The sequence below is a fragment of the Nocardioides sp. NBC_00163 genome (genome assembly GCF_045206295.1).
Taxonomy (GTDB): domain Bacteria; phylum Actinomycetota; class Actinomycetes; order Propionibacteriales; family Nocardioidaceae; genus Nocardioides.
The window spans coordinates 4,176,862-4,198,962 of the sequence record NZ_CP108155.1; the positions used below are offsets into that span (position 1 = coordinate 4,176,862).

The 22,101-nt window shown below is 69.9% G+C and carries 18 protein-coding genes and 1 tRNA gene; 12 read left to right on the forward strand and 7 right to left on the reverse strand.

Annotated features, from left to right (window positions below):
• Positions 1-9 precede the first annotated feature (9 nt).
• Positions 10-432 carry a MarR family winged helix-turn-helix transcriptional regulator gene (locus OG801_RS20025; RefSeq protein ID WP_406030811.1) on the reverse strand — a complete coding sequence of 141 codons (423 nt, stop codon included), beginning with the start codon at positions 430-432 and terminating at the stop codon, positions 10-12.
• Positions 433-434: 2 nt separating this feature from the next.
• On the reverse strand, positions 435-893 hold the full coding sequence (locus OG801_RS20030; RefSeq protein ID WP_406030813.1) for a MarR family winged helix-turn-helix transcriptional regulator: 459 nt from the start codon (positions 891-893) through the stop codon (positions 435-437).
• A 76-nt stretch (positions 894-969) separates the two neighbouring features.
• Between OG801_RS20030 and OG801_RS20035 the strand changes: the two genes are divergently transcribed.
• The 4 genes from OG801_RS20035 to OG801_RS20050 all read left to right on the forward strand — a co-directional run bounded on the left by OG801_RS20035 (position 970) and on the right by OG801_RS20050 (position 5,169).
• Positions 970-1,350 carry an MmcQ/YjbR family DNA-binding protein gene (locus tag OG801_RS20035; protein ID WP_406030815.1) on the forward strand — a complete coding sequence of 127 codons (381 nt, stop codon included), beginning with the start codon at positions 970-972 and terminating at the stop codon, positions 1,348-1,350.
• A 99-nt stretch (positions 1,351-1,449) separates the two neighbouring features.
• A complete protein-coding gene (locus OG801_RS20040) occupies positions 1,450-1,584 on the forward strand; it encodes a hypothetical protein (protein WP_406030817.1) in 135 nt (44 codons plus the stop codon).
• Between the two features lie 129 nt (positions 1,585-1,713).
• Positions 1,714-2,298 (forward strand): hypothetical protein, encoded by a 585-nt coding sequence (locus OG801_RS20045; RefSeq protein WP_355021089.1) that lies wholly within the window; start codon positions 1,714-1,716, stop codon positions 2,296-2,298.
• A 132-nt stretch (positions 2,299-2,430) separates the two neighbouring features.
• Positions 2,431-5,169, forward strand: a complete 2,739-nt coding sequence (locus OG801_RS20050; protein WP_406030819.1) for a BTAD domain-containing putative transcriptional regulator — start codon at positions 2,431-2,433, stop codon at positions 5,167-5,169.
• A gap of 9 nt (positions 5,170-5,178) precedes the next feature.
• Here OG801_RS20050 and OG801_RS20055 read toward each other — a convergent pair whose 3' ends face one another.
• Complete coding sequence (locus OG801_RS20055; RefSeq protein WP_355021087.1) at positions 5,179-6,804, reverse strand: long-chain fatty acid--CoA ligase; 1,626 nt, start codon at positions 6,802-6,804, stop codon at positions 5,179-5,181.
• Between the two features lie 114 nt (positions 6,805-6,918).
• Between OG801_RS20055 and OG801_RS20060 the strand changes: the two genes are divergently transcribed.
• Positions 6,919-7,986, forward strand: a complete 1,068-nt coding sequence (locus OG801_RS20060; RefSeq protein ID WP_406030821.1) for a DUF1152 domain-containing protein — start codon at positions 6,919-6,921, stop codon at positions 7,984-7,986.
• Between the two features lie 7 nt (positions 7,987-7,993).
• Here OG801_RS20060 and OG801_RS20065 read toward each other — a convergent pair whose 3' ends face one another.
• Positions 7,994-9,424, reverse strand: coding sequence for a PLP-dependent aminotransferase family protein (locus OG801_RS20065; protein ID WP_406030823.1), 1,431 nt, complete (start codon positions 9,422-9,424; stop codon positions 7,994-7,996).
• Between the two features lie 78 nt (positions 9,425-9,502).
• On the opposite strand from OG801_RS20065, the gene OG801_RS20070 reads away from it, so the two are divergent.
• Positions 9,503-10,126 carry a YitT family protein gene (locus tag OG801_RS20070; RefSeq protein WP_406030825.1) on the forward strand — a complete coding sequence of 208 codons (624 nt, stop codon included), beginning with the start codon at positions 9,503-9,505 and terminating at the stop codon, positions 10,124-10,126.
• Between the two features lie 22 nt (positions 10,127-10,148).
• Here the strand turns inward: OG801_RS20070 and OG801_RS20075 are convergent.
• A tRNA-Arg gene (locus tag OG801_RS20075) sits at positions 10,149-10,225 on the reverse strand.
• A gap of 404 nt (positions 10,226-10,629) precedes the next feature.
• On the opposite strand from OG801_RS20075, the gene OG801_RS20080 reads away from it, so the two are divergent.
• Entirely contained in the window at positions 10,630-12,432 is a 1,803-nt protein-coding gene (locus OG801_RS20080; protein WP_406030826.1) for a hypothetical protein, read from the forward strand.
• A gap of 50 nt (positions 12,433-12,482) precedes the next feature.
• On the opposite strand, the gene OG801_RS20085 is transcribed toward OG801_RS20080, so the two are convergent.
• Together OG801_RS20085 and OG801_RS20090 are read right to left on the reverse strand one after the other, a co-directional pair.
• Complete coding sequence (locus OG801_RS20085; protein WP_355021065.1) at positions 12,483-13,124, reverse strand: N-acetylmuramoyl-L-alanine amidase; 642 nt, start codon at positions 13,122-13,124, stop codon at positions 12,483-12,485.
• A gap of 247 nt (positions 13,125-13,371) precedes the next feature.
• Positions 13,372-14,796 (reverse strand): aminopeptidase P family protein, encoded by a 1,425-nt coding sequence (locus OG801_RS20090; protein WP_406030829.1) that lies wholly within the window; start codon positions 14,794-14,796, stop codon positions 13,372-13,374.
• Between the two features lie 124 nt (positions 14,797-14,920).
• Between OG801_RS20090 and OG801_RS20095 the strand changes: the two genes are divergently transcribed.
• The 5 genes from OG801_RS20095 (at position 14,921) to ettA (ending at position 22,096) form a co-directional block, all read left to right on the forward strand.
• On the forward strand, positions 14,921-16,087 hold the full coding sequence (locus OG801_RS20095) for a PrsW family intramembrane metalloprotease (RefSeq protein WP_355021063.1): 1,167 nt from the start codon (positions 14,921-14,923) through the stop codon (positions 16,085-16,087).
• Positions 16,084-17,961 (forward strand): ABC transporter, encoded by a 1,878-nt coding sequence (locus OG801_RS20100; protein WP_355021062.1) that lies wholly within the window; start codon positions 16,084-16,086, stop codon positions 17,959-17,961. The genes OG801_RS20095 and OG801_RS20100 overlap by 4 nt, the downstream gene beginning before the upstream one ends.
• A gap of 42 nt (positions 17,962-18,003) precedes the next feature.
• The gene (locus tag OG801_RS20105; RefSeq protein ID WP_406030831.1) at positions 18,004-19,656 is read left to right on the forward strand and encodes a GTP-binding protein; all 1,653 of its coding nucleotides are present in this window, start codon (positions 18,004-18,006) and stop codon (positions 19,654-19,656) included.
• A gap of 148 nt (positions 19,657-19,804) precedes the next feature.
• Complete coding sequence (ssb, locus tag OG801_RS20110) at positions 19,805-20,332, forward strand: single-stranded DNA-binding protein (protein WP_406030833.1); 528 nt, start codon at positions 19,805-19,807, stop codon at positions 20,330-20,332.
• Positions 20,333-20,413: 81 nt separating this feature from the next.
• Positions 20,414-22,096, forward strand: a complete 1,683-nt coding sequence (gene ettA / locus OG801_RS20115; protein ID WP_355021059.1) for an energy-dependent translational throttle protein EttA — start codon at positions 20,414-20,416, stop codon at positions 22,094-22,096.
• The last annotated feature ends 5 nt before the right edge of the window (positions 22,097-22,101 follow it).

The window sequence follows — 22,101 nt, forward strand, 5'->3', positions numbered from 1 at the left end:
GCCCCGATACTAGGAGGTGGCCAGAGCGGCGTTGGCCCGTTCGGTGAGGGTGGCCAGGACCCGCGCGGTCACGGCCAGGTCCTCGGCCGGGATGTCGGCGAAGAACGTCCTGGTCAGCGGCTGGGTGCGCTCGGTGATCTGCTGCTGGAGACGGTCACCCTCCTCGGTCAGGGTGAGGCCGTCGGCGATCAGGCCGCGGGCGATCGCGGCGTCGAGATGCGACTCGACCTCGGCCGGGGAGACCTTGATGTTGTCGGCAGTCGACGCGACCAGATCGGCACGCGTGGCATCGCCCTGGCGCAGATAGTTGAGCAGGAGCGACTGCTCGAAGGTCAGGTCGTAGTCGTCGAGCACGTTGAGAAGGTTCTTGCGCACGGCGAAGTAGGCGACGCCCAGGTTGGCGCCGGTGAGGGGAGGAGTGGCAACGGTCATGATCAGTCTCCAGGTGTGGGGTCGGTGTCGATGGGGGCGGCGAGCATCGCCTCGAGCGCTGCTTGCGCCTCGGCGGCACGGCGGCTGTTGCGGCCGCCGAGCGGTGCGGTGAGCTGGTCGAGCAGTCGACCGGTCACCGCGATCGCCTCGCGGGTCACCTCGGTGCCCTCGGGCGTGATGACGAGGCGTACGGCTCGGGTGTCCCTGGTGTCGCGGACGCGTTCGATCCAGCCCCTGGTCTCGAGCTGGCGGGCGAGCTTGGAGACGTACATCGGCTCGAGGCCGGTGAGGTCGGCCAGCTGCTTCTGGGTCGGGGCCTCCGAGGCGTGGAGGCCGTGGAGGGAGGCGATGAGCGAGTACTGCGCGTGGGTGAGCCCCAGGGGCGCGAGCGCTCTGTCCATCGACACTCGTAGACGCATGGCGAGGCGCCACACGACGTATCCGATCGTCTGCTTCTTCATAGCAGAAACGGTACATGTTGATCATAAACATGTATAGCAATTAACGGTGTCGGTGGTGCCTGGCAGGATCGGATGCATGGCTGAGCGTCCTGAGGTCCCCGAGGCGATGGTGGTGCGGCTGAGGGGGATCCTCGGCGCGTTCCCGAAATGCCTGGAGGACGACGCCTGGGTGGGGGTGCGCTGGCGGGTCGGCCAGGCGACGATCGCGCACGTCTTCGGCGGCGAGGACCAGCTCTTCCGGATTATGTTCCGGGGCGAGCCCGACGAGGTGGTGGCCTTCGAGCACCTCGGCCACCCGTATTTCAAGGCCGGCTGGGGCGGCAACGTGGTCGGGATGATCCTCGACGACGACACCGACTGGGACGAGGTCGCCGAGCTCCTGACCGACTCCTACTGCATCCAGGCTCCGGCCAAGCTGGCCGCCCTCGTCGAGCGTCCGGCCATGACGACGGAGTAGGGTCCGCTCGTGCATATCGAGCGTGATGCTGCACTCACTGGCGAGGCCGCGTTCGGCGCGACCGGCGCCGACGAAGGTGGCGCGCGCTAGGGCCTTTTCATGATCTCGGTGCCGCTGGGAGCGGGGGCAGTGGCCGACGTACGCCTGATCAACAAGCTTCCGCTGGTCACGCCCTGGTTTCTCGTGGCGCCCGTGATTCCGGTGCTCGTCTGCTACCTCGTGATGTGGAGATGACTGCGAAGAGTTGCAGCCAGGATTGGGACCTTAGACCCTAGGCCGAATGCTTGGACTCCGGCATGTTGCCATGGTAAATCAGGGGGAACAATTTCCTTTCCAGTGCAACAAATTTCATAAGGAGTGCGTGTGCGTCGTGTGGCCATGCTGATCCTCGGGGGAGCCGTCGCGGCGGCCGGGGTTGGCTGCGGTTCGGACAGTTCCATCGACTACGGGTTCTACAGCAACAACCATGGCGAGAACCCCGCGATGGAGAAGAAGGTGATCACCGTCGACAGCACCGAGAGGATCGAGCAGAACCAGCAGCTCGGGTTGACGACTGAGGGAACCATCAAGGGCGAAGCACCCGGAATCCTGTTGAGGGTGATCGTGCAGGACGTCTTCGAGACGTCCTTCACGGACGGCACCGAGACCCCGCCGGGGTCGCGGGTGATGGCCGTCGAGATCCAGGTCGTCAACGCCGGGTCGAGGGTCTTCAACGACACCCCGGCCACCGGCACGACGGTCATCGATGCCTCGGGCAAGAAGTACAAGAGCCTGCCCAGCACGGTGAGGGTCGACGGCGGCGAGGTGTTCCCGAACCCGTTCGGTCTGCAGCCGCGTGACCAGCGGACGGCCCTGGTGCCGTTCGTCGTACCGGTCGGGGTGAACATCAAGCAGGTCGGGTTCCAGATCGACAAGGGCGGCGAGAGCGGCCTGTGGCGGGTTCCGTAAACCAGAACCCCTAAATCTGGATTCAGCACCAACCTCAAGCAACCTTCTGGCGGCATTACGCGTCACCATCTCTGTGGTGATGAGACGATGTGTCTTCTCGGACGTAATGCTGCGTGGTCAACAGGAGGTTTGGTGCGGGTCCGGGTCCTAGGTGCCGTCGAGCTGGTGTGTGACGACGGCACGGTGCAGAATCTGTCGCGTACGCGGCGGACTCTGCTTGCCCTGCTGGCGGCCGCGCGCGGAGCGCCGGTCTCCTCGGACCTCCTGGTCGACGAGCTGTGGAGAGGTTCACCCCCGGCAACGGGGGTGAACCTGCTTCACCAGCGCGTCCGTGACCTGCGCCGGGCGCTCGGCGAGGATCGCCGCCGTCTGCAGAGCCGGGCGAACGGCTACGCGCTGGTCGGTGCGGACCTCGACCAGGCCCGCTTCGAGGACCTGGTCGAGCAGGGCCGTGCCTCGGCCGAGACCGGAGACCACGAGCGGGCCAGCATGCTCTTGGACGCTGCCCTGGGGCTGTGGACCGGGGGTGCGTACGGCGCGGTCGGTGAGTCGCCGATGATCGCGACCGAGGCAGCTCGGCTCGAGGAGCTGCGGCTCGTCGCCGTCGAGTCCCGGGCCGCCGCTGACCTGGCGCTCGGTCGGCAGGCCGCGGTCGTGGCCGACCTGGGACCGGTCGTCCGGGCCAACCCCCTCCGGGAGGGCCTGTGGCTGTTGCTGATGACGGCGCTGTGGCATTCCGGCCGCACGGCGGAGGCCCTGGACGCCTACCAGCGTCTCTTCCGCGTCCTCCGCGACGAGCTCGGGGTCGAACCGTCCAAGGACGTACGCGACCTGCAGCTGCGGATCATCGAGGGAGACGATCCCGAGCCCGCGCCGGCACGGACGTACGAGGAGATCGTGCCGCGCCAGCTGCCGCCGGTCGTCGCCGCCTTCGCCGGTCGCGAGGACCATCTGACGATGCTCGACGAGCTGGTGGCGACGGCCAGCGTCGACGAGAGCGGACGGGCCGTGGTGATCTCGGCGATCGCGGGCACGGCGGGGATCGGCAAGACGACGCTGGCGCTCTACTGGGCGCACCGGACCGCTCCCAGCTTCCCGGACGGCCAGGTGTTCGTGAACCTGCGCGGCTTCGACCCGTGCGACGCGCTCGACCCGTTGGACGCGCTCGGGGTGTTGCTCGAGGCGTTCGGGGTCGAGCGATCCCGCCAGCCCCAGGACATCGACGGCCGGGCGGGGCTGCTGCGCAGCAAGCTCGCCGGCAAGCGGGTGCTGCTCGTGCTCGACAACGCCCGCGACAGCGAGCAGGTACGCAGTCTGATCCCCGGCAGCCCGGGGTGTGTGACCCTGGTGACCAGCCGAAACAGGCTCTCCGGCCTGGTCGCGGAGGCCGGTGCGAGTCCGATGGAGCTGGGCCTGCTCAACGACGCCGAGGCCTATGAGTTGCTGGCCGGGCGACTGGGTGAGGACCGTCTCCTGGCCGAGCCCGAGGCCGTGGAGCGGATCATCGAGCTGTGCGCCTCGTTGCCGCTGACGCTCTCGGTCGTGGCCGCCCGGGCGGCGATCCGGCCGGCGTACGCCCTTGCCGACCTGGCCGAGGAGCTCGGCGAGTCCCGCCTGGACGGGTTCGGCGGCGGGCGTGGCGACCTCCGGGCGACCTTCTCGTGGTCGGTCCAGCACCTGTCCGATGCCGCGGCCCGGCTGTTCCGGCTGATCGGCCTGCATCCCGGGCCGACGCTCACCGTCCTGGCCGCGGCCAGCCTGGCCGGGATCTCCCGCGTGCGAGCCCGCCGCCTGCTCGACGAGCTCACCGAAGCCAACCTGCTGACCGAGGTGGCGCCCGGACGGTTCGTGCTGCACGACCTGCTCCGGGAGTACGCCGCCGACCTCGCCACAGGCGAGCCCGCTGAGGTCCGCGAGGCGGCCGAGCTGCGGATGATCGACCACTACGTCTTCAGCGCTCGGGCGGTGCACAGCGCCTACGACCCGCACCAGCGCCACCTCGATGCGCTGGAGCCGATGCGCGACGGGGTAAGCCCCGATGTCGTCGGCGACAGCGTCGAGGCGCTGGCCTGGATCGGCACCCAGCTGCCGGTGATCTCCCGAGTGATCGACGTCGCCGTCGCCCGGGGAATCGCACCCGACCGGATCGTGCTGCTCGTCGGTGCCCTCGAGCGTCTGCTCGACCTCCAGGGACGCTGGATCGAGCTGGCCGCGCTGGCCGAGGCCGCGCTCCCGGGCGTGCGCCGCAGCGTCTCGCAGGGCGGCGACCCCGCCGGGCTCGGCGTCATGCACCGCGCCGCCGGGGCGGCCTGCGGGCGGCTGGGGCGCGTCAAGGACGCCCTCGACCACCTCGGCCGGGCCCTCGATCTGGCGATGGAGTCCGCCGACCTGGTGGGCGAGGGAAAGACCCTGCACCGGCTGGCCACCGTGGCCACTGCTTCTGGCGATCATGCCGGGGCTGCTGCGTACGCGGCTCGGTCGGCGGAGGTCTTCGCTCGCGCGGGCGACCCGATCCGGGCGGCCTGGACGACCGGGCGGCTGGGGCTCTACGAGGCCCTCGACGGTGCGTACGAGGCCGGGCTCCGTCACTGCGAGGCGGCGCTCGCGGAGCTGCGCCGGGTGGCGCCCGGCTACCGCAGCGAGGGCAACGTCATCGCCACCATCGGCTGGATCCACCAGCAGCTCGGCTCCGTCGACGAGGCGGCCGGCCACTTCGAGGAGGCCGTGACCAAGCTCCGTGCCGCCGGTGACCTGCCGGGCTTGGCCGACGCCCTCGGCCACCTGGCCGACGCCCGCGCCGCCCTCGGCAAGGACGAGGACGCCCGCTGCGCGAGGGTCGAGTCCGCCTCGATCCTCGCGCAGCTGGGCTGACTGCTCCGGCTACGCGGTGGGCAGCTGGTAGTCGGCGTACTCCTCGCGCAGGGTCTTCTTGGAGAACTTCCCGACCGAGGTCTTGGGCACCTCGTCGATGAAGACCACGTCATCGGGCACCTGCCACTTGCCCAGGTTGTCGGCGAGGTAGCCGAGCAGCTCCTCCTTGGTCACCGACTCGCCCTCCTTGACCACCGCGAACGCCAGCGGCCGCTCGCCCCACTTCGGATGCGCCACCGCCACGACCGCCGCCTCGGCGATGCTCGGGTGGCCCATGATGAGGTTCTCGATCGCGACGGTCGAGATCCACTCGCCACCCGACTTCACCAGGTCCTTGGTGCGGTCGACGATGCGTACGTAGCCCAGCGGGTCGATCGCGGCGATGTCACCGGTGCGCAGCCAGCCGTCGGGCGAGAACGACGTCGGTGCGTCGACCTTGTAGTAGCCCGACGCGATCCACGGGCCGCGGCACTCGAGCTCGCCGGTCGTCTCGCCGTCCCAGGGGAGCTCGTCGGTGGTCCCGGGCTCCACGATGCGGAGCTCGACGCCGACAGCCGGGATGCCAGGGGACGTACGGTAGTCGGCCTTCTCCTCCTCGGAGAGGTCCGTGATCTCGGCGCGCTCGTTGTACACGCTGCCGAGCGGGGACATCTCGGTCATGCCCCAGGCCTGGGTGATCGGCAGGCCGATCGCTTCGCGCCAGGCCTCGGAGAGCGACTTCGGCACCGCGGACCCGCCGCAGATGACCACCCGCAGCGAAGAGAGGTCCGCGTCCTTGAGCAGCGGGACCATGCCCATCCAGATCGTCGGTACGCCGGCCGCGATCGTCACCTTCTCGGCCTCGAGGAGCTTGATGATGCCGGCGGGCGAGAGGTCGGGACCGGGCAGGATCAGGTTGGCGCCGGCCAGCAGGGAGGAGTGGGCGAAGCCCCAGCCGTTGGCGTGGAAGAAGGGCACCACCGGAAGCACGCGGTCGCGGTCGTTGGTGCCGAAGAGGGTGCCGGCCAGAGAGGCCAGGGCGTGCAGGTACTGCGAGCGATGGGTGTAGACGACGCCCTTCGGGTTGCCGGTGGTGCCGGAGGTGTAGCAGATCCCGGCAGCGGTGCGCTCGTCGGTGACCCGGCCCTCGATCACCGCCTCCTCGGCGTCGGCCATCAGTTCCTCGTAGGAGACGACCCGCGGGTCGTCGGGGAGCGGGGTCGGCGCCCCGTCATCCATCACGACGACGTGCTTGAGCGTGGTCAGCTGGGGGAGAAGCGGAGCCAGCAGACCGAGCAGCGACCGGTCAACGAAGACGGCCTCGTCCTCGGCGTGGTTGAAGGTGTAGACGAGCTGCTCGGGGAAGTAGCGGATGTTGCCGGTGTGCAGCACCCGGCCGGTGCAGGGGACGGAGTAGTAGAGCGCGAGGTGGCGCAGGGTGTTCCACGCGAAGCTCGCCACCCGGCCGTCTTCGGAGATGCCGAGCCGGTCGAGGACGGTGGCCTGCTTGCGTACCTCCACGGCCAGGTCCTTGAACGTGTTGCGCTCCAGACCTGTGGCGGTCTTGGTGACGATCTCCCGCGTCGGGAAGACGCGCTCGGCGCGCCGGATGATCGTGTCGATGGTCAGCGGTGCGTCCTGGATCAGTCCTTGCATGCTGCACATCGTGACCCAACGTGGCGCGCGTCACAACGAGTTCCCGCGAACTTCTTGCCAGGCGATGCGGCCGACCTGTGGCGCGCCGGATGCCCAGCGGTCAGAATCGTCTGCGTGAGCACTCTCTTCGTCGCGGCCGGTGGTGGGGGTGATGCGCTCGGCGTGCTCCTGGCGCGCCGGGTCCTCGAGCCCGAGATGGACGACGGCGATGTGTTCGTGTCGACCTGCGCCTGGGAACGGCTCCGCATCGACCCGGTGCCTGGCCCTCGCTCGCGTGGCGACTTCATCGGGCTCCGCCTGGTCGATGGCGTCCGGGCGGAGATATCGACCACGACGGACACTCTTCCTCCGGGCCGGTCCGTGCTGCCGCGGCTTGCCGGCGACGTCGACGCGCGCCTCTTCCTGCACGACCTCGCGGACGGTGCGGTCGGACTCGCCGAGCAGCTCCAGCATCTCGCTCGGGCGCTCGGCGCCGATTCGCTCACGGTCGTCGACGTCGGTGGCGACGTGGTCGCCCGGGGAGACGAGCCCGGCCTGCTGAGCCCGTTGGCCGATTCGCTCACGCTTGCTGCGGCGTTGCGCAGCGGCCTGCCGGTGCGGCTCGCCGTCGTCGGCCCCGGCGTGGACGGGGAGCTCCCCGCCGAGCAGGTGATCGCCATCCTCGGCGGGCTCGGTGGGACCCAGGTGGGAACGCTGGGGACCGCGGATGTGGACCGGGTCGGCGACTCGCTCGGCTGGCATCCCACCGAGGCGACGACGCTGGCCGCGGCAGCCGCGCGCGGCCTTCGGGGCGCTGTGGAGATGAGACGAGGACAGACCCCCGTCCCGGTGAGCGAGGCGAGCGCGACCGTGTGGCGCCTCGATGCCGTCGTGACCTACGACTTCCCGCTCGCAGAGGCGCTGATCAACACCCGATCCCTGGGGAGCGCCGAGACGATCATCCGCGGCATCACTACCGTCGACGAGCTCGACTACGAGCGGCGACGGGCGCGGGAACGTCGCGAGATCCCGTCGCGAACCGTGACCGCTGCCGACATCGCGAACGCGAGCCTTGCCCGAGGGGCCTCGCACATCACCACTCGCCGGCTCCTGGAGGCGACCAGCGGGGACGTACCCAGCTACGAGACGGCACGCTTCGACGGGCTCGGGCTGTGGGCCTTGGAAGCCCTCGCGCGGGGTTGAAGTCCGGTCAGACGACGGCCTCGGTCGTGGTGAGGGCCAGGGCGGGTGTGGAGGCGGCACGCGGCCAGACCTCGGCGAGGATCTCGACCCCGCGCCGGACGAGCTCGGGGCGGGGCGTGATCGCCAGCCGCAGGTGACGCTCGTAGGCGCCATCGACGCCGAACCGCGGCCCGGCGGTGACGAGCAGTCCATGGGGACGGGCGGCGAGGGTGAGCTGGGAGCTGACCGGCGCGGGCAGGCCGACCCAGGCGGAGAGGCCGCCGTCGATACGCGGCGGCAGCTCCCAGTCGGGAAGGTGCTCGCGCATCGCGTGGTAGAGCGCGGCACGGCCGGCGGCGAGCTGCGCGGCGCGCTCCTCGAGGATCTCGGGCAGATGCCGGAACAGGATGGTGGTGACCAGCTGCTCCCAGATCGGGGTGCCGAGGTCGGTGGCGGAGCGTCCGCTGGCGATCTGGGTCAGCAGCACCGGGTCGGCGCGGATCCAGCCGACCCGTAGCCCGCCCCACAGCATCTTGCTCGCCGAGCCGATGTGGACGACGCGGGCCTGGTGCTCGCCGGCCATCGCGGCCAGCGGCGGGAACGTGTGGGGGCGGTCGATGTTCAGCTCGGCGGTGGTGTCGTCGGCCACGAGGAGGGTGTCGACCTTCGCCGCGGCGTACAGCAGGCGGAGCCGGTCCTCGGTCGACATCGAGCGAGACGTCGGGTTGTGGAAGTCGGGCATGACGTACGCCATCACGGGGGTGGTCCGGGCGATGGCCGCCTCCATCGCGGGCATGTCCCAGCCGGCGTCGGTGGTCACTGGACTCGTGATGATCCGGGCTCCGGCGAGGCTCAGGGCGTCGTACGCGTTGGGGTAGGACGGGCTCTCCGCGTAGGCCCGGTCGCCGCGGCTGATCACGGTGCGGGCGAGCAGGGCGATCGCGCTCTGGCCACCGGTGGTCACCATGATCTGGTCGGGATCGGTCGGCAGCCCGCGATCGGTGTAGCGCGCCGCGATCTCCGCGCGAAGCTCCTCGATGCCCCACAGCGTGTAGCCGGGGCCGGTCATGTGGTCGGCCAGCCGGCGGGTCGCCTCGACCGCGGCCTCCGGGAGCCGCCGGGTGGCCGGCAGGGTGGCCCTGACCAGGTCGATCTCGCCGCCCTCGGTGAACGAGTCGGGCGCGGTGGGTGGCAGCTTCGTCGTCGTACCCGATCCCTGGACGCTCAGCGCGTAGCCGTGCTCCCGCAGGCGCCGGTAGGCGGCCGTGATCGTGGTGCGGCTCAGCATCAGCCGCTCGGAGAGCTCGCGCTCGGAGGGGAGACGTACGTCGGCGGAGAGCCGTCCGTCGATCAGCAGCAGCTGGATCCGTTCGGCGAGGTTCTCGTACGCCGGGCCTTCCCCTTGCCACTGACCGAGCAGGCCAGCGAGCGCGGTGGCACCGATTCTTCCGCGAGGCATGAGGCCACCTTACCGCGATTGGCTTCTTTACCTTCGATTGGACCCGTGATTGGCTTTGCAATCGTGAAGGATCTCTCTGTGAAGTCGCTCTCCTGGTTGATAACTGGACTCTTCCTCTACGGCATCGCACTCGCCATGCTCGTGCAGGGCTCGCTGGGCCTGGCGCCCTGGAACACGCTGGCATCGGGACTCGTCGAGATCACCGGGATCTCCTTCGGGATGATGACCAACCTGATCGGGCTCGTCGTCCTGCTGCTCTGGATCCCGCTGCGACAGCGGCCCGGCGTCGGCACCGTGCTGAACGTCCTGCTCGTCGGCACCTCCGCGGAGATCGGCCTCTGGCTGCTCCCGCAGCCGTCGGACCTGGTGGCACAGGTCGCGCTCTTCGCCGGCGGCCTGCTCCTGCTGGCCGCGGCGACCGGGATCTACATCGCTCCCGGCCTCGGCCCGGGTCCGCGCGACGGCCTGATGACCGGCCTGCACGAGCGCACCGGCGCCCCGGTCTGGCTCTGCCGTGCGGGCGTCGAGATCACCGTGCTGGCAGTCGGCTGGCTCCTCGGCGGGATGGTCGGCATCGGCACCGTCGCCGAGGCGCTGCTCATCGGTCCGATGGTGCACCGCACCCTGCCGTTCTTCCGGACCCTTTACGCCGGGCGGCCGGACGCCGCGGCGGTCGCCGCCGAAACACGCGCGAGCGCATGATTTAACCCACACGAATTTCCTGTGGCGCCCCCGACAGGATTCGAACCTGTGACCGTCGGATTAGAAGGCCGATGCTCTATCCAGCTGAGCTACGGAGGCGTGGCCTGTGTGAGCACCCCGCTGAAGGGGGTTTGCGCAGGCCGCGCACGATCTTACCGGTGCCCGTATCCCTTGTGTGCATCGGAATCCGAAACGCTGGCCGGAGTGTTACCAAGGTGTGGGGGGTATTTGGGTGCACTGTCCCCGCACTGTCGACGTGAGTGTCCGATTGGCGGACCACGAGGGTTCGAGACTGGGCCCGATCATCGGTAAGGTCCCCGGACATGACTATGGAGTCCATGTGCACCTCGTGCGGTGCGGCCGTCACCGGTATGCGCTTCTGCACAGGTTGTGGGACCCCCGTCAGAAGCGCTCATCAGCCGCCGTCGCAGGGTGCACCGGAGCCGGTTGCACCGCCGCGACTGCCGCAGCGGGGTGCCGATCCTGAGCAGGGTGGTCTGTCGTTGCCGAGGCGTGGGCAGGGAGTCGCTGCGCCCACGCCCGAGGCCGACCCGGAGCCGGCCCCGTTGCCGCTCGAGCAGGTCAGGCGTACGCCGGGGGCCTCGATGGCGCCTCAGCTGAACATGACCGCGCCGAGCGGTGAGCAGCCGGCCTTCGGTGGTGGCATGGCCCCGCCGCCGGCGGGTTCGGATGATGGTGGCCTGTTCGGGCTGGCGGCGCGTACGCCGAAGTTCGAGCCCGAGCTCGCCTCCCAGTCGCAGTCGCTCTTCCTGCCCAAGCGCAAGCGCGCCGCAGAAGAGCTCGAGCCGACCCCGGATCCTGAGCCCGAGGCACAGGCGGCCGCGCCGGCGCCGCTCCCGGATCTGCCGACCCGGCCGCCGGCACAGGAGCGCGCGCCCGAGCCGCCCGCTCCCGCGCCCACGCCCGAGCCGCAGATGCCGGAACCGCAGGCGCCGCAGACCCCGGAGCCGATGGCTGCGCCTCCGCTGCCCGAGCGTCCGGCCGCGGCGTACCACCAGAGCGCGGAGCACCCGACCTTCGTCGAGCCCGCGCCGCAGTTCGGTGGCCCGGCCCCCGAGGCGGCCTACGAGGCGACCCACGAGGCGATGCCGCCGGTCGAGCGACGCCAGCCCGAGCCGGTCCGTCCCGACGAGACCCAAGTCGCGATGAGCCCTCGGTTCGACGCCGTCGACGAGGAGGCCTCCGGGGGCACCCGTCCGCGTGACGAGTTCGAGCAGTTCGCGCCGCCACAGCCGCAGTTCGACGCCCCGGCGCCCGAGTCGCGCTACGACGACGGCCAGCCCGATCTCGGCCAGCAGGCCCCGACGTACGGCGACCCTGCCTACGCCCCGCTCGCACCGCAACTGGAGCCGGACCAGGCCCAGTGGTCCCAGGGCTACGACCAGCCCTACGACCAGCCGTACGGCCAGGGCCCCGACCAGGGCTTCGGCCAGGCGTACGAGCAGTCCTACGAGCAGCCCTACGGCCAGCCGCAGGACCGGTCCCAGGACGAGTTCGGCCAGCCGTACGGTGACCCCTACGGCCAGAATCCCTACAACGACGCCACCCTCGTCGGGCAGCCGCCGGTCGGCGGTGGGCCCAACACCCCGGCGCCGCCGCCGATGGCGCCGCAGGGCTACGACCCGTACGGGAACGGCTACGACGCCCGCTACGAGCCGCAGGGCGGTCAGGGCAAGGGACCTGGCGGTCTCGACCTGAAGCGCTGGGGCCTGATCGTCCTCGCGCTGGCCGTCGTCGTCGCGATCATCGCCTTCGTCATCGGCCTGATCAACAGCAACGGCGACGACGCCAACGCCGAGACCGGCACCACCCAGGGCGCCACCACGACCGAGGGCGGTGCCGCGGCCGAGGCCAAGAAGATCGACGACCTCATCAAGACCTCGGCCAAGGACAAGGCGGCCATCGGTGCCGCTCAGGCCGACCTCGAGGCCTGCGAGAACATCGACGAGGCGATCCAGACCTTCCAGGACGCCGCGGCCTCTCGCGAGAAGCTGGCAACGAAGGTCGCCAAGATCGACACCGCCGTCCTCCCGGGGTCGCGGAAGCTCGTCAAGAACCTCGAGTCCGCATGGATGACCTCGCAGAACGCCGACCTGGCCTTCGCCGCCTGGGGCGAGAAGCGCAAGGTCAACGCCGACGGCGAGTGTGTGGGCGGCAAGGGCAAGCTGGAGAAGGCGACCACGCTCAGCCTGGCCAGCCACGACCCGAAGAAGGCGGCCGCCAAGGCGTGGGGGCCGATCGCGGAGGAGTACGGCCTCGAGCCCGTCGAGTGGAAGAAGCTCTGAGACGACTGGAGCGAGGCCGAGCGAAGGAGTGACCGCGCGAAGCGCGGAGCTCAGCGTGAGCGGAGGTACGCCGCCATCGCCCGTTTGATGGCGGCGGCCGTCCGTGCCTGGAACCGGTCGGACTTCAGCAGGCGCGCGTCCTCGGCATTGCGCATGTTGCCGGTCTCGAGCAGCACCTGCGGCACCGTGGTGAGGTTGAGGCCGGCCAGGTCGTCGCGCTCGACGAACCCGCCCTCACCGAGGTAGCTGGCCAGCGGCATCCCGGTCTTCCGCATCTCGGTGCGGAGCATCTGGGCGTAGCGTCGCGAGGGCTCGACGACCTCGTCGTTGGTGCCCGAGGGCACCGGGATCAGCAGCGAGTAGCCCCGCTCGGACGCGGCTGCCCCGTCGGCGTGGATGTCGATCGCGACGTCGGCCTTCGCATCGTTGATGATCTTCGCCCGCTTATCGATGCACGGCCCGACCCCGTCGTTGCTGTCGCGGGTCATGACCACCTTCGCGCCGGACTCGCGCAGATCGGCCGCGAGCTTCGTGGCAACGGCCCAGGTGAAGTCGGTCTCCGGGTAGCCGTCGTCGGTCGCGGTGCCCGTCGTGTTGCACGGGCTCTGCGAGCGCCCGTTCCACACCGGCTCGTTGATCACCTCGGGCGCGCCCGCGTTGCCGCCGTTGTGGCCCGGGTCGATCCCGACCACGGCTCCCTCGAAGACGTCGTCTGAACTGCTCGACGCGGGCGCGGACGGGGACGCCGTCCCTGATGGCGATGCGGCGGGCTGCTGCCGTGGCGTACTTCCTGGGCTGCAGGCCGCCAGGGTCGCCGTCAGAGCGAGGCAGCCGGCCACGGCGGCCGCTGACCGAGTTACCTCGGTGGGCAGCCACTTCCCTCGTGGAACTCCACGAGGGAAGCGCGACTCGACTGAGTTGCCTCGGTCAGCATTCACGTCACAGATGCTGACCCATCCACGCCTCGACGTCGTCGGCCGTACGCGGCAGGCCGGCGGAGAGGTTCACGGAGCCGTCCTTGGTGACGACGATGTCGTCCTCGATGCGGATGCCGATGCCGCGCAGCTCCTCGGGGACGAGCTTGTCCTCCTTCTGGAAGTAGAGGCCCGGCTCGACGGTGAGGACCATGCCCTCCTGCAGCGGTCCCTCGATGTAGGACTCCTTCGACGCGGAGGCGCAGTCGTGGACGTCGAGGCCGAGCATGTGGGAGACGCCGTGGAGGGTCCAGCGGGAGTAGGTCTTGTTGTCCTCGGAGAGCGCCTCGTCGACCGAGACCGGCAGCAGACCGAGGTCGTCCAGGCCGTGGGCGAGGATCTCCATCGCGGCGAAGTGGCCGGCGCGGAAGGTCACGCCCGGGCGGATCGCCTCGATGCCGGCCTGCTGGGCCTTGTAGACGAGCTCGTAGAGGTTGCGCTGCAGCGGCGTGAACGTCCCGGAGATGGGCAGGGTGCGGGTGATGTCGGCGGTGTAGAGGTTGTGGCCCTCGACGCCCATGTCGAGCAGCACCAGCTCACCGGGCACGATCGGGCCGTCGTTGTCGATCCAGTGCAGCGTGGTGGCGTGGGACCCGCCGCCGACGATCGAGTCGTAGCCGAGGTCGTTGCCCTCCGCGCGGGCGCGGCGGAAGAAGGTGCCCTCGATCCAGCGCTCGCCGTGCTTGAGGACCTGGTCCCACTCGCGCACCGCGTCGGTGAAGCCACGCACGGTGATGTCGCAGGCCTCCTTGAGCTCGCCGAGCTCCCACTCGTCCTTGATCAGGCGCAGCTCGGAGAGCGCCTTGGCGAACTCCTCGTCGCGGGAGGCCTCGGCCGGGGCGACCAGCTTGTCGACGTCGGCCGCGACTCCGCGGAGGACGCGGGTCGGGGTGTTGCCGGAGAGTCCGGACTCGAGCTGGTCGATGTGGCGTACCTCGATGCCCAGCGAGTCGGAGAGCTCTCGGGCAGAGGGACGCGCACCGGCCCAGAGCGCGCCGTACTGACGGTCGCGGAAGAACTCGTCGGTGTCGCGACCGCTGCGCGGACGGGCGTACAGGACCGAGGTGCCGTCGGGCTCGATCACGACGACGGCGTCGGAGGTCTGGTTGCCGGTCAGGTGTACGTGGGCGGTGTCGGCGCGGAAGCGGTAGTCGGTGTCGTTGGCGCGGACCTTGTAGGTGCCGGCCGGGACGATCAGGCGCTCACCCGGGAAGATGCCCGAGAGGCGCTCCCGGCGGGCGGCCGCCCATGGCGTGATCGGATGCTCGGGAACCTCGACCTCGCGGTCGTCCCAGCCCTCCCTCATGAACGTGGACCACGCCTCCGGAACCGTCTGGTCGTGGCTCTCGGTGTGGTCGTCTGCAGGAGTGGGGGCGCCTTTGTCCGTCATACCGGAATCGTACGCCGCGCCGGATCTACAACGCTCGTGAGTTCCCAGGCCACGCGGGTGGCGGGGACGTCTCGATCGGTGTCGGGTCGCACGTGCGGTCCGCACGCCCGATAGTCTGGCGCGCATGGGGGCGATCCCGAAGGATCCGACGAGAAGCAACCGCACGTTCACCATCGTGGTGGGCGTGCTTGTCGTGCTGACCTCTTTGCCGGTGCTTGGCATCGTTCTGCTCAGCACCAGCGTCGTCAACGACCATCTTGCCCCGACCGGCGCGATCCTGGGAGTGCTCTTCGCGGCCATCCCGGTGGTGCCGCTGGTCTACGCCTTCCTGTGGCTGGACCGCTACGAACCTGAGCCGAAGTCGCTGCTCGCGCTCGGTCTGGGGTGGGGCGCCTTCGTCGCGGTCGCCGCCGCGCTGATCGTCCAGAGCGTCGGGGCGCTGCTCGCCGGGTGGAGCCAGCCGACCCAGCTCGCGATCGTGGCTCCGGTCACCGAAGAGGCGGCCAAGGGGCTGTTCCTCCTGGTGCTGCTCGTCTGGCGTCGACACCTCCTCGACGGGGTGCTCGACGGCATCGTCTACGCAGGCATGGTCGGCATCGGCTTCGCCTTCACCGAGAACATCCTCTACCTGGGCGGCACCTACAACGGCACGCCCGGCATGGGCGACAGCTCCACAGGACACATCGGTGAGTTCACCGCCGTCTTCGTGATGCGCTGCCTGTTCAGCCCCTTCGCCCACCCGTTCTTCACCGCCTTCCTCGGCATAGGCATCGGTGTCGCGGTGGTCACGCGCAAGCGCTGGCTGAAGGTCGTGGCGCCGCTGCTGGGCTACGCCATCGCGGTGCTCGCCCACGCCACCTGGAACGGCTCGACACTGCTCTATGACGGGGCCGGGTTCCTGCTGGCGTACGTCGTGGTGATGGTGCCCGCGTTCGTGTCTTTGGTGGTCTTCGCGGTCTGGCGGCGAAAGTCCGAGCGGATCGTGCTGACCCGGTCGCTGACCGACGCCGCCCAACGGGGGCTGATTCCCTACACCGACATCGACTGGGTGGTCGATCTGCGGCGCCGGGAGCAGGCGCGGAGGTTCGCGTCGACCCACGGAGGGGCTCAGGGGGTTGCGGCCATGCGTGAATACCAGCAGGCTGCCATCGAGCTCGGATACTTGCACTGGCGATTCCTGCGCGGCAACCCGCCGCCAGACTTCGCCGCCCGGGGGAGGGCATACGTTGACCGCATCAGTGAGGTACGTCCACACATCGCGTTCCCGAGCGGGCAGGTGATGGCCGGATGACTGACGAGAACAGACACGACGACAACGCGCCGGAGCCTGCTCCGGAACATGCCCCTGAGACGCGGCCGGAGCCCTACGAGGCGCTGACTGCGGGGATGCTCGCGGAGAAGCCGACCACCGAGTTCGAGGCCGCTCGGGCCGAGATCGAGGCGTCCGGCGGCGAGAGCAACCGGATGGTGACCTCGCTCATCCAGCTCCACCAGGCGCTGACCGAGGTCACCCTGCCGCTGGACCTGCCCGGCGCCGACGAGCAGCGGGCCGCCAGGCAGAACATGGTCGAGCAGCTCGAGGACTACGTCATCCCGCGGATGATGACCATCGACGCGCCGCTCCTCGCGGTCGTCGGCGGCTCCACGGGAGCCGGCAAGTCGACGCTGGTGAACTCGCTGGTCGGCACCAAGGTGACCACGCCGGGGCTGCTGCGGCCGACGACCCGCTCGCCGGTGCTGGTGCACAACCCCGAAGACGGCCGCTGGTTCGGCCAGGACCGCCTGCTTCCCGAGCTGGAGCGGGTCCACCACCCGACCAACGACCCCGGCGCACTGCAGTTGGTCGCGAGCGACCGGCTCCACCCCGGCCTGGCGATCCTGGACGCGCCCGACGTCGACTCGGTCGAGGAGGCCAACCGGGTGCTCGCGGCCGAGCTGCTCGCCGCGGCCGACCTGTGGGTCTTCGTCACCTCGGCCGCACGCTACGCCGACCAGGTGCCCTGGGAGTTCCTCCAGCTCGCCGCCAACCGCTCCACCGCGGTGGCGGTGGTGCTCGACCGCACTCCGACCGAGGCCGTCCAAACCGTCGCCGGCCACCTGGCCCGGATGCTCGCCTCGCGCGGGCTCAAGGACTCACCGCTCTTCATCGTCCACGAGGGCGAGGTCTCCGAGCACGGGCTGCTGCCGGCCGAACACGTCGCCGAGGTACGCGCCTGGCTCGACATGCTCGCCGACGACGCCACCGCGCGACACCAGGTCGTCACCCAGACCCTCGACGGTGCGGTGCGGGCGCTGACCCTGGAGGTCCACCCGATCGCCGACACCGCGGACGGTCAGGGAGAGGCTGCGCAGCGGCTGCGTACCGATGCGGACATGGCCTACGACGAGGCGCTCAAGTCGATCATGGCGGCGACCGCCGACGGGACGCTGCTGCGTGGCGAGGTGCTCGCGCGCTGGCAGGAGTTCGTCGGCAGCGGCGAGATCCTCAAGGCGCTCGAGACGAAGGTGGGGATGCTCCGCGACAAGATCCTCGGCTCGATCAAGGGCAAGCCCCAGCAGGCAGAACGGGTGACCGCGGCCGTACAGGGCGGCCTGGAGATGCTGATCCTGGAGCAGTGCGAGGCGGCTGCCGAGAGGGCAGAGGCGGCCTGGCAGATGAGTCCCGCGGGCCGCGGGCTGCTCGCCGCCGGCCCCGCCGACCTCGGCCGAGCCTCGCGTGCGCTGCGGCCCAAGGCCGAGCGTGCGGTGCGCGACTGGCAGCAGGACGTGCTCGACATGGTGCGCAGCGAGGGTCAGGACAAACGTACGACCGCGAAGTTCCTCTCCTACGGGGTCAACGGCCTCGGCGTCGCGCTGATGGTGGTCGTCTTCGCCTCGACCGGCGGAGCGCTCGTCGGTGCCGAGGTGGGCATCGCCGGCGGCACCCTCCTGCTCGGCCAGAAGCTCCTGGAGGCGGTCTTCGGCGACCAGGCCGTGCGTGGGCTCGCGTCCAGAGCGCGCAAGGCGCTGGAGGTACGCATCGTGGGGCTCGTCGACGAGGAGCGTGCGCGCTACACGGGTCAGGTCGACGCGCTGCAGATCGACCATGGTGCACCGGAGCGACTGCGGCACGCTGCGCGGAAGGTCGGCGACGCTCGTTTCGCCAGCCAGCGCGGCGATGACTGAGACTTGTCAGACTGAGACTTTTCGGGAAGGGAAGGGGGATCATTGAGCGGCCTGCTCGAAGGTGCGAAGAACCTGGTCAGCCGAGGTGGAGATCTCGGTGATCGGCTGGACGGACTGACCGCTGCGACCGTGGCGGCGACGGGGCGCCTCGACGACGGACTCGTCGAGGACGCGCGCGCTGTGGTCAACAAGGCTCAGGGACGCCTCAAGCTCTCCGCCGACCACACGGTCGTCGGGGTCGCGGGGGCGACCGGGTCGGGCAAGTCGTCCACGTTCAACGCCCTGACCGGGCTGGAGCTCTCCGCCGTCGGTGTCCGTCGCCCGACCACCTCCTGGGCGACCGCCTGCGTGTGGGGTTCGGAGGGCGCTCAGGAGCTGCTCGAGTGGCTGGGCATCCCCGAGCGTCACCAGACCACCCGCGACTCGATGCTCGACACCCGCCGTGAGGGGCACGAGCTCGACGGCGTGGTGCTGCTCGACCTGCCCGACCACGACTCCACCGAGGTCTCTCACCATCTCGAGGTCGACCGGCTGGTCGAGCTCGCCGACATGCTGGTGTGGGTGCTGGACCCGCAGAAGTACGCCGACGCGGCCATCCACGACCGCTACCTGCAGCCGCTCCGGACCCACTCCGAGATCATGGTCGTGGTGCTCAACCACATCGACCGCGTTCCCGAGGACCGTCGTGAGTCGATGCTGGGTGACGTACGCCGCCTGCTCGACCAGGACGGGCTGCGCAACGTGCCGGTGATCCCGGTCTCGGCCAAGCTCGGCTGGGGGATCCCGCAGCTCAAGACCGAGATCGCCCAGCGGGCCGCGGCGAAGCGGGCCAACAAGTCCCGGCTCTCCGCCGACATCAAGACCGCCGCCGTGAAGCTCGCCAAGGCGTCCGGTGACGCCAAGCCGCGTTCCCTGGCCAAGCCCCGGGTGGAGGCCCTCGAGGACGCCATCTCCGAGGCCGCCGGGGTGCCGACCGTGGTGGACGCGGTCGAGCGATCCGTACGCACCCGGGCCAGGGCGGCCACGGGCTGGCCGCTGGTCTCGTGGGTCTCCCGGTTGAGGCCGGATCCGTTGAAGCGGCTTCATCTGGCGCTGGGGGAGGAGGCGACCCAGCTGGCCGGGCGCGCCCGGACCTCGTTGCCGCAGACCACTGCCGTCGAGCGCGCGCGGGTCGACACCGAGGTGCGTCAGCTGGCCGACGAGGCCGGCGCCGGGCTCGCCTCGCCGTGGCGCGACGCGATCCGACGGGCATCGGTCTCGCGGATGGATGACCTCGCCGACAGGCTCGACGCATCGGTCGGCGGTGTCGATCTGAACGCCGAGCGGCTGCCGCTGTGGATCGGGCTGGTCAAGGCGCTCCAGTGGCTCCTCATCATCCTCGCCACCGTCGGGCTGGTGTGGTCGGTGGCGCTGCTTCTCTCCGGAGCCGCTCAGCTCGGCGACGTGACGCCCTCAGTTGCCGGGGTCGAGCTGCCGTACGTCCTCTTCATCGGGGGTGTCGGGCTCGGGCTGGTGCTGTGGGCGGTGTGCCATCTGCTGGTGATCAGCACCGCTCGACGGCGCGCGCGGTCGGCCGATGCGCGGCTGCGTACGGCGGTCGCCGACGTGTCACGTGAGCTCGTCGTCGACCCGATCGAGACTGAGCTGGCGGCCTACACCGCCCTTCGGCACGGGGTGGCCAAAGCGCTGCGCTGACCGGCAGCGGGCCGATCACTGTCCACAGGCACGGTTCGATCCGGGGTTGTCCACAGGCGGACGTACGCCGCCCGGAACTGTCGGTGGTCGAGCGCAGGGTTGTCTCCGAGGCCCGCATCAGGCGGGCGCGAACTCTGAGGAGACAACGATGAACGACTCGATCATCACCCTGCGCGGCAACGTCGGCGCCGACCCCGTCGTGCGGAGCGTCGGTGAGTTCTCGGTCGCGAACTTCCGGATGGCGTGCACACCGCGGAAGCTCAACCGGTCCACCGGCGAGTGGAGCGACGGCGTGACGCAGTGGTTCTCGGTGAGTGCCTGGCGTCAGCTGGGGGAGAACGTCGGGCGCTCGCTTCGCAAGGGCGACCCCGTGGTCGTCCAGGGACGGCTGTCCACCCGCAGCTACGTCAACAAGGACGGGCTCGAGGTCAACACCTTCGAGGTCGAGGCGACCGTCGTCGGCCACGACCTCAACCGTGGCATGAGCAGCCTCTCGCGCAATCCGCGCTCCCTGGCCGCGGTCGCTGCCCCTGCCCCCGAACCCCGCGACGACGACCCCGAGCGCGACCCGCTCTCCGACTGGCGGGCGCCGGGCGCGGACCCGTGGGATCAGAAGCCGATCACCCCGGATGAGGGCGAGGCGACTGATGAGACGGAGCCGTCTGTGGCGGCCTGAGGTGAGCCGGGCCTGCGCCGGCCCCGGTGGCGGGGTGCGCCGGTTGTACCGGCGTGCCTCTCCCTCATTAGGGTGGGCACCATGGCCGACTACATCCTCTCCCTGCGCAATGTGCGCAAGGCCCATGGCGACAAGGTCGTCCTCGACAACGTCACCCTCTCGTTCCTGCACGGTGCCAAGATCGGCGTCGTCGGCCCGAACGGCATGGGTAAGTCCTCGCTGCTCAAGCTGATGGCGGGGCTGGACCATCCCAACAACGGCGACATCGTCCGCGACCAGGACGCGACCGTCGGGATGCTCCAGCAGGAGCCGCCGCTGACCGAGGGCAAGACTGTCCTCGAGAACGTCGAGGAGGCGGTCAGCGAGATCAAGACGAAGATGAAGCGCCTCGAGGACGCCTACATGGAGATGGGTGACCCCGACGCCGATCAGGACGCCCTGATGGCCGAGACCGGTGACCTCCAGACCTACCTGGACAACATCAACGCCTGGGACATCGACTCCAAGCTCGAGCAGGCCATGGACGCGCTGCGCTGCCCTCCGGGCGACGCGATCGTCGACAACCTCTCCGGTGGTGAGCGCCGCCGGGTCGCGCTGTGCAAGCTGCTCCTGCAGGAGCCCGACCTGCTGCTGCTCGACGAGCCCACCAACCACCTCGACGCCGAGTCGGTGCAGTGGCTGGAGGGTCACCTCAAGTCCTACAAGGGTGCCGTCCTCGCCGTCACCCACGACCGCTACTTCCTCGACAACGTCGCCGAGTGGATCGCCGAGGTCGACCGCGGCGCGATCCACGGCTACGAGGGCAACTACTCCACCTACCTGGAGACCAAGAAGGACCGTCTCAAGGTCGAGGGGCAGAAGGACGCCAAGCGCGCCCGGATGCTCGAGAAGGAGCTGGAGTGGGTCCGCTCCAACGCCAAGGCCCGCCAGACCAAGTCGAAGTCGCGTCTGGCCCGCTACGAGGAGCTCGCCGCCGAGGCCGACAAGGCCCGCAAGATCGACACCGCCGACATCAACATCCCGCCGGGCCCGCGCCTGGGCGACGTGGTGATGGAGGCCAAGGGCCTGGTCAAGGGCTTCGAGGGCCGCACGCTGTGGGACGACATCTCGTTCTCGCTCCCGCGTGCGGGCATCGTCGGCATCGTCGGCCCCAACGGTGTCGGCAAGACCACGCTGTTCCGGATGATCACCGGCTCTGAGAAGCCCGACGCGGGTGAGCTCAACGTCGGCCAAACGGTGAAGATCTCCTACGTCGACCAGAGCCGCGGTGGCATCGACCCCAACAAGAATGTCTGGGAGGTCGTCTCCGACGGCCTGGACTTCATCAAGGTCGCCAACTTCGAGATGAACTCGCGCGCCTACGTCGCCTCCTTCGGCTTCAAGGGTCCCGACCAGCAGAAGAAGGCCGGCGTGCTCTCCGGTGGTGAGCGCAACCGCCTCAACCTCGCGCTCACCCTGAAGCAGGGCGGCAACATGCTGCTGCTCGACGAGCCCACCAACGACCTCGACGTCGAGACGCTCTCCTCGCTCGAGGACGCGCTGCTCGACTTCCCCGGCTGCGCCGTGGTCACCTCCCACGACCGGTGGTTCCTCGACCGCATCGCCACCCACATCCTCGCCTGGGAGGGCACCGAGGAGAAGGAGGGCGAGTGGTTCTGGTTCGAGGGCAACTTCGAGTCCTACGAGGCCAACAAGATCGAGCGCCTCGGCCAGGAGGCCGCGCGCCCCCACCGCGTCACCCACCGTCGCCTCACCCGCGACTGACCAAC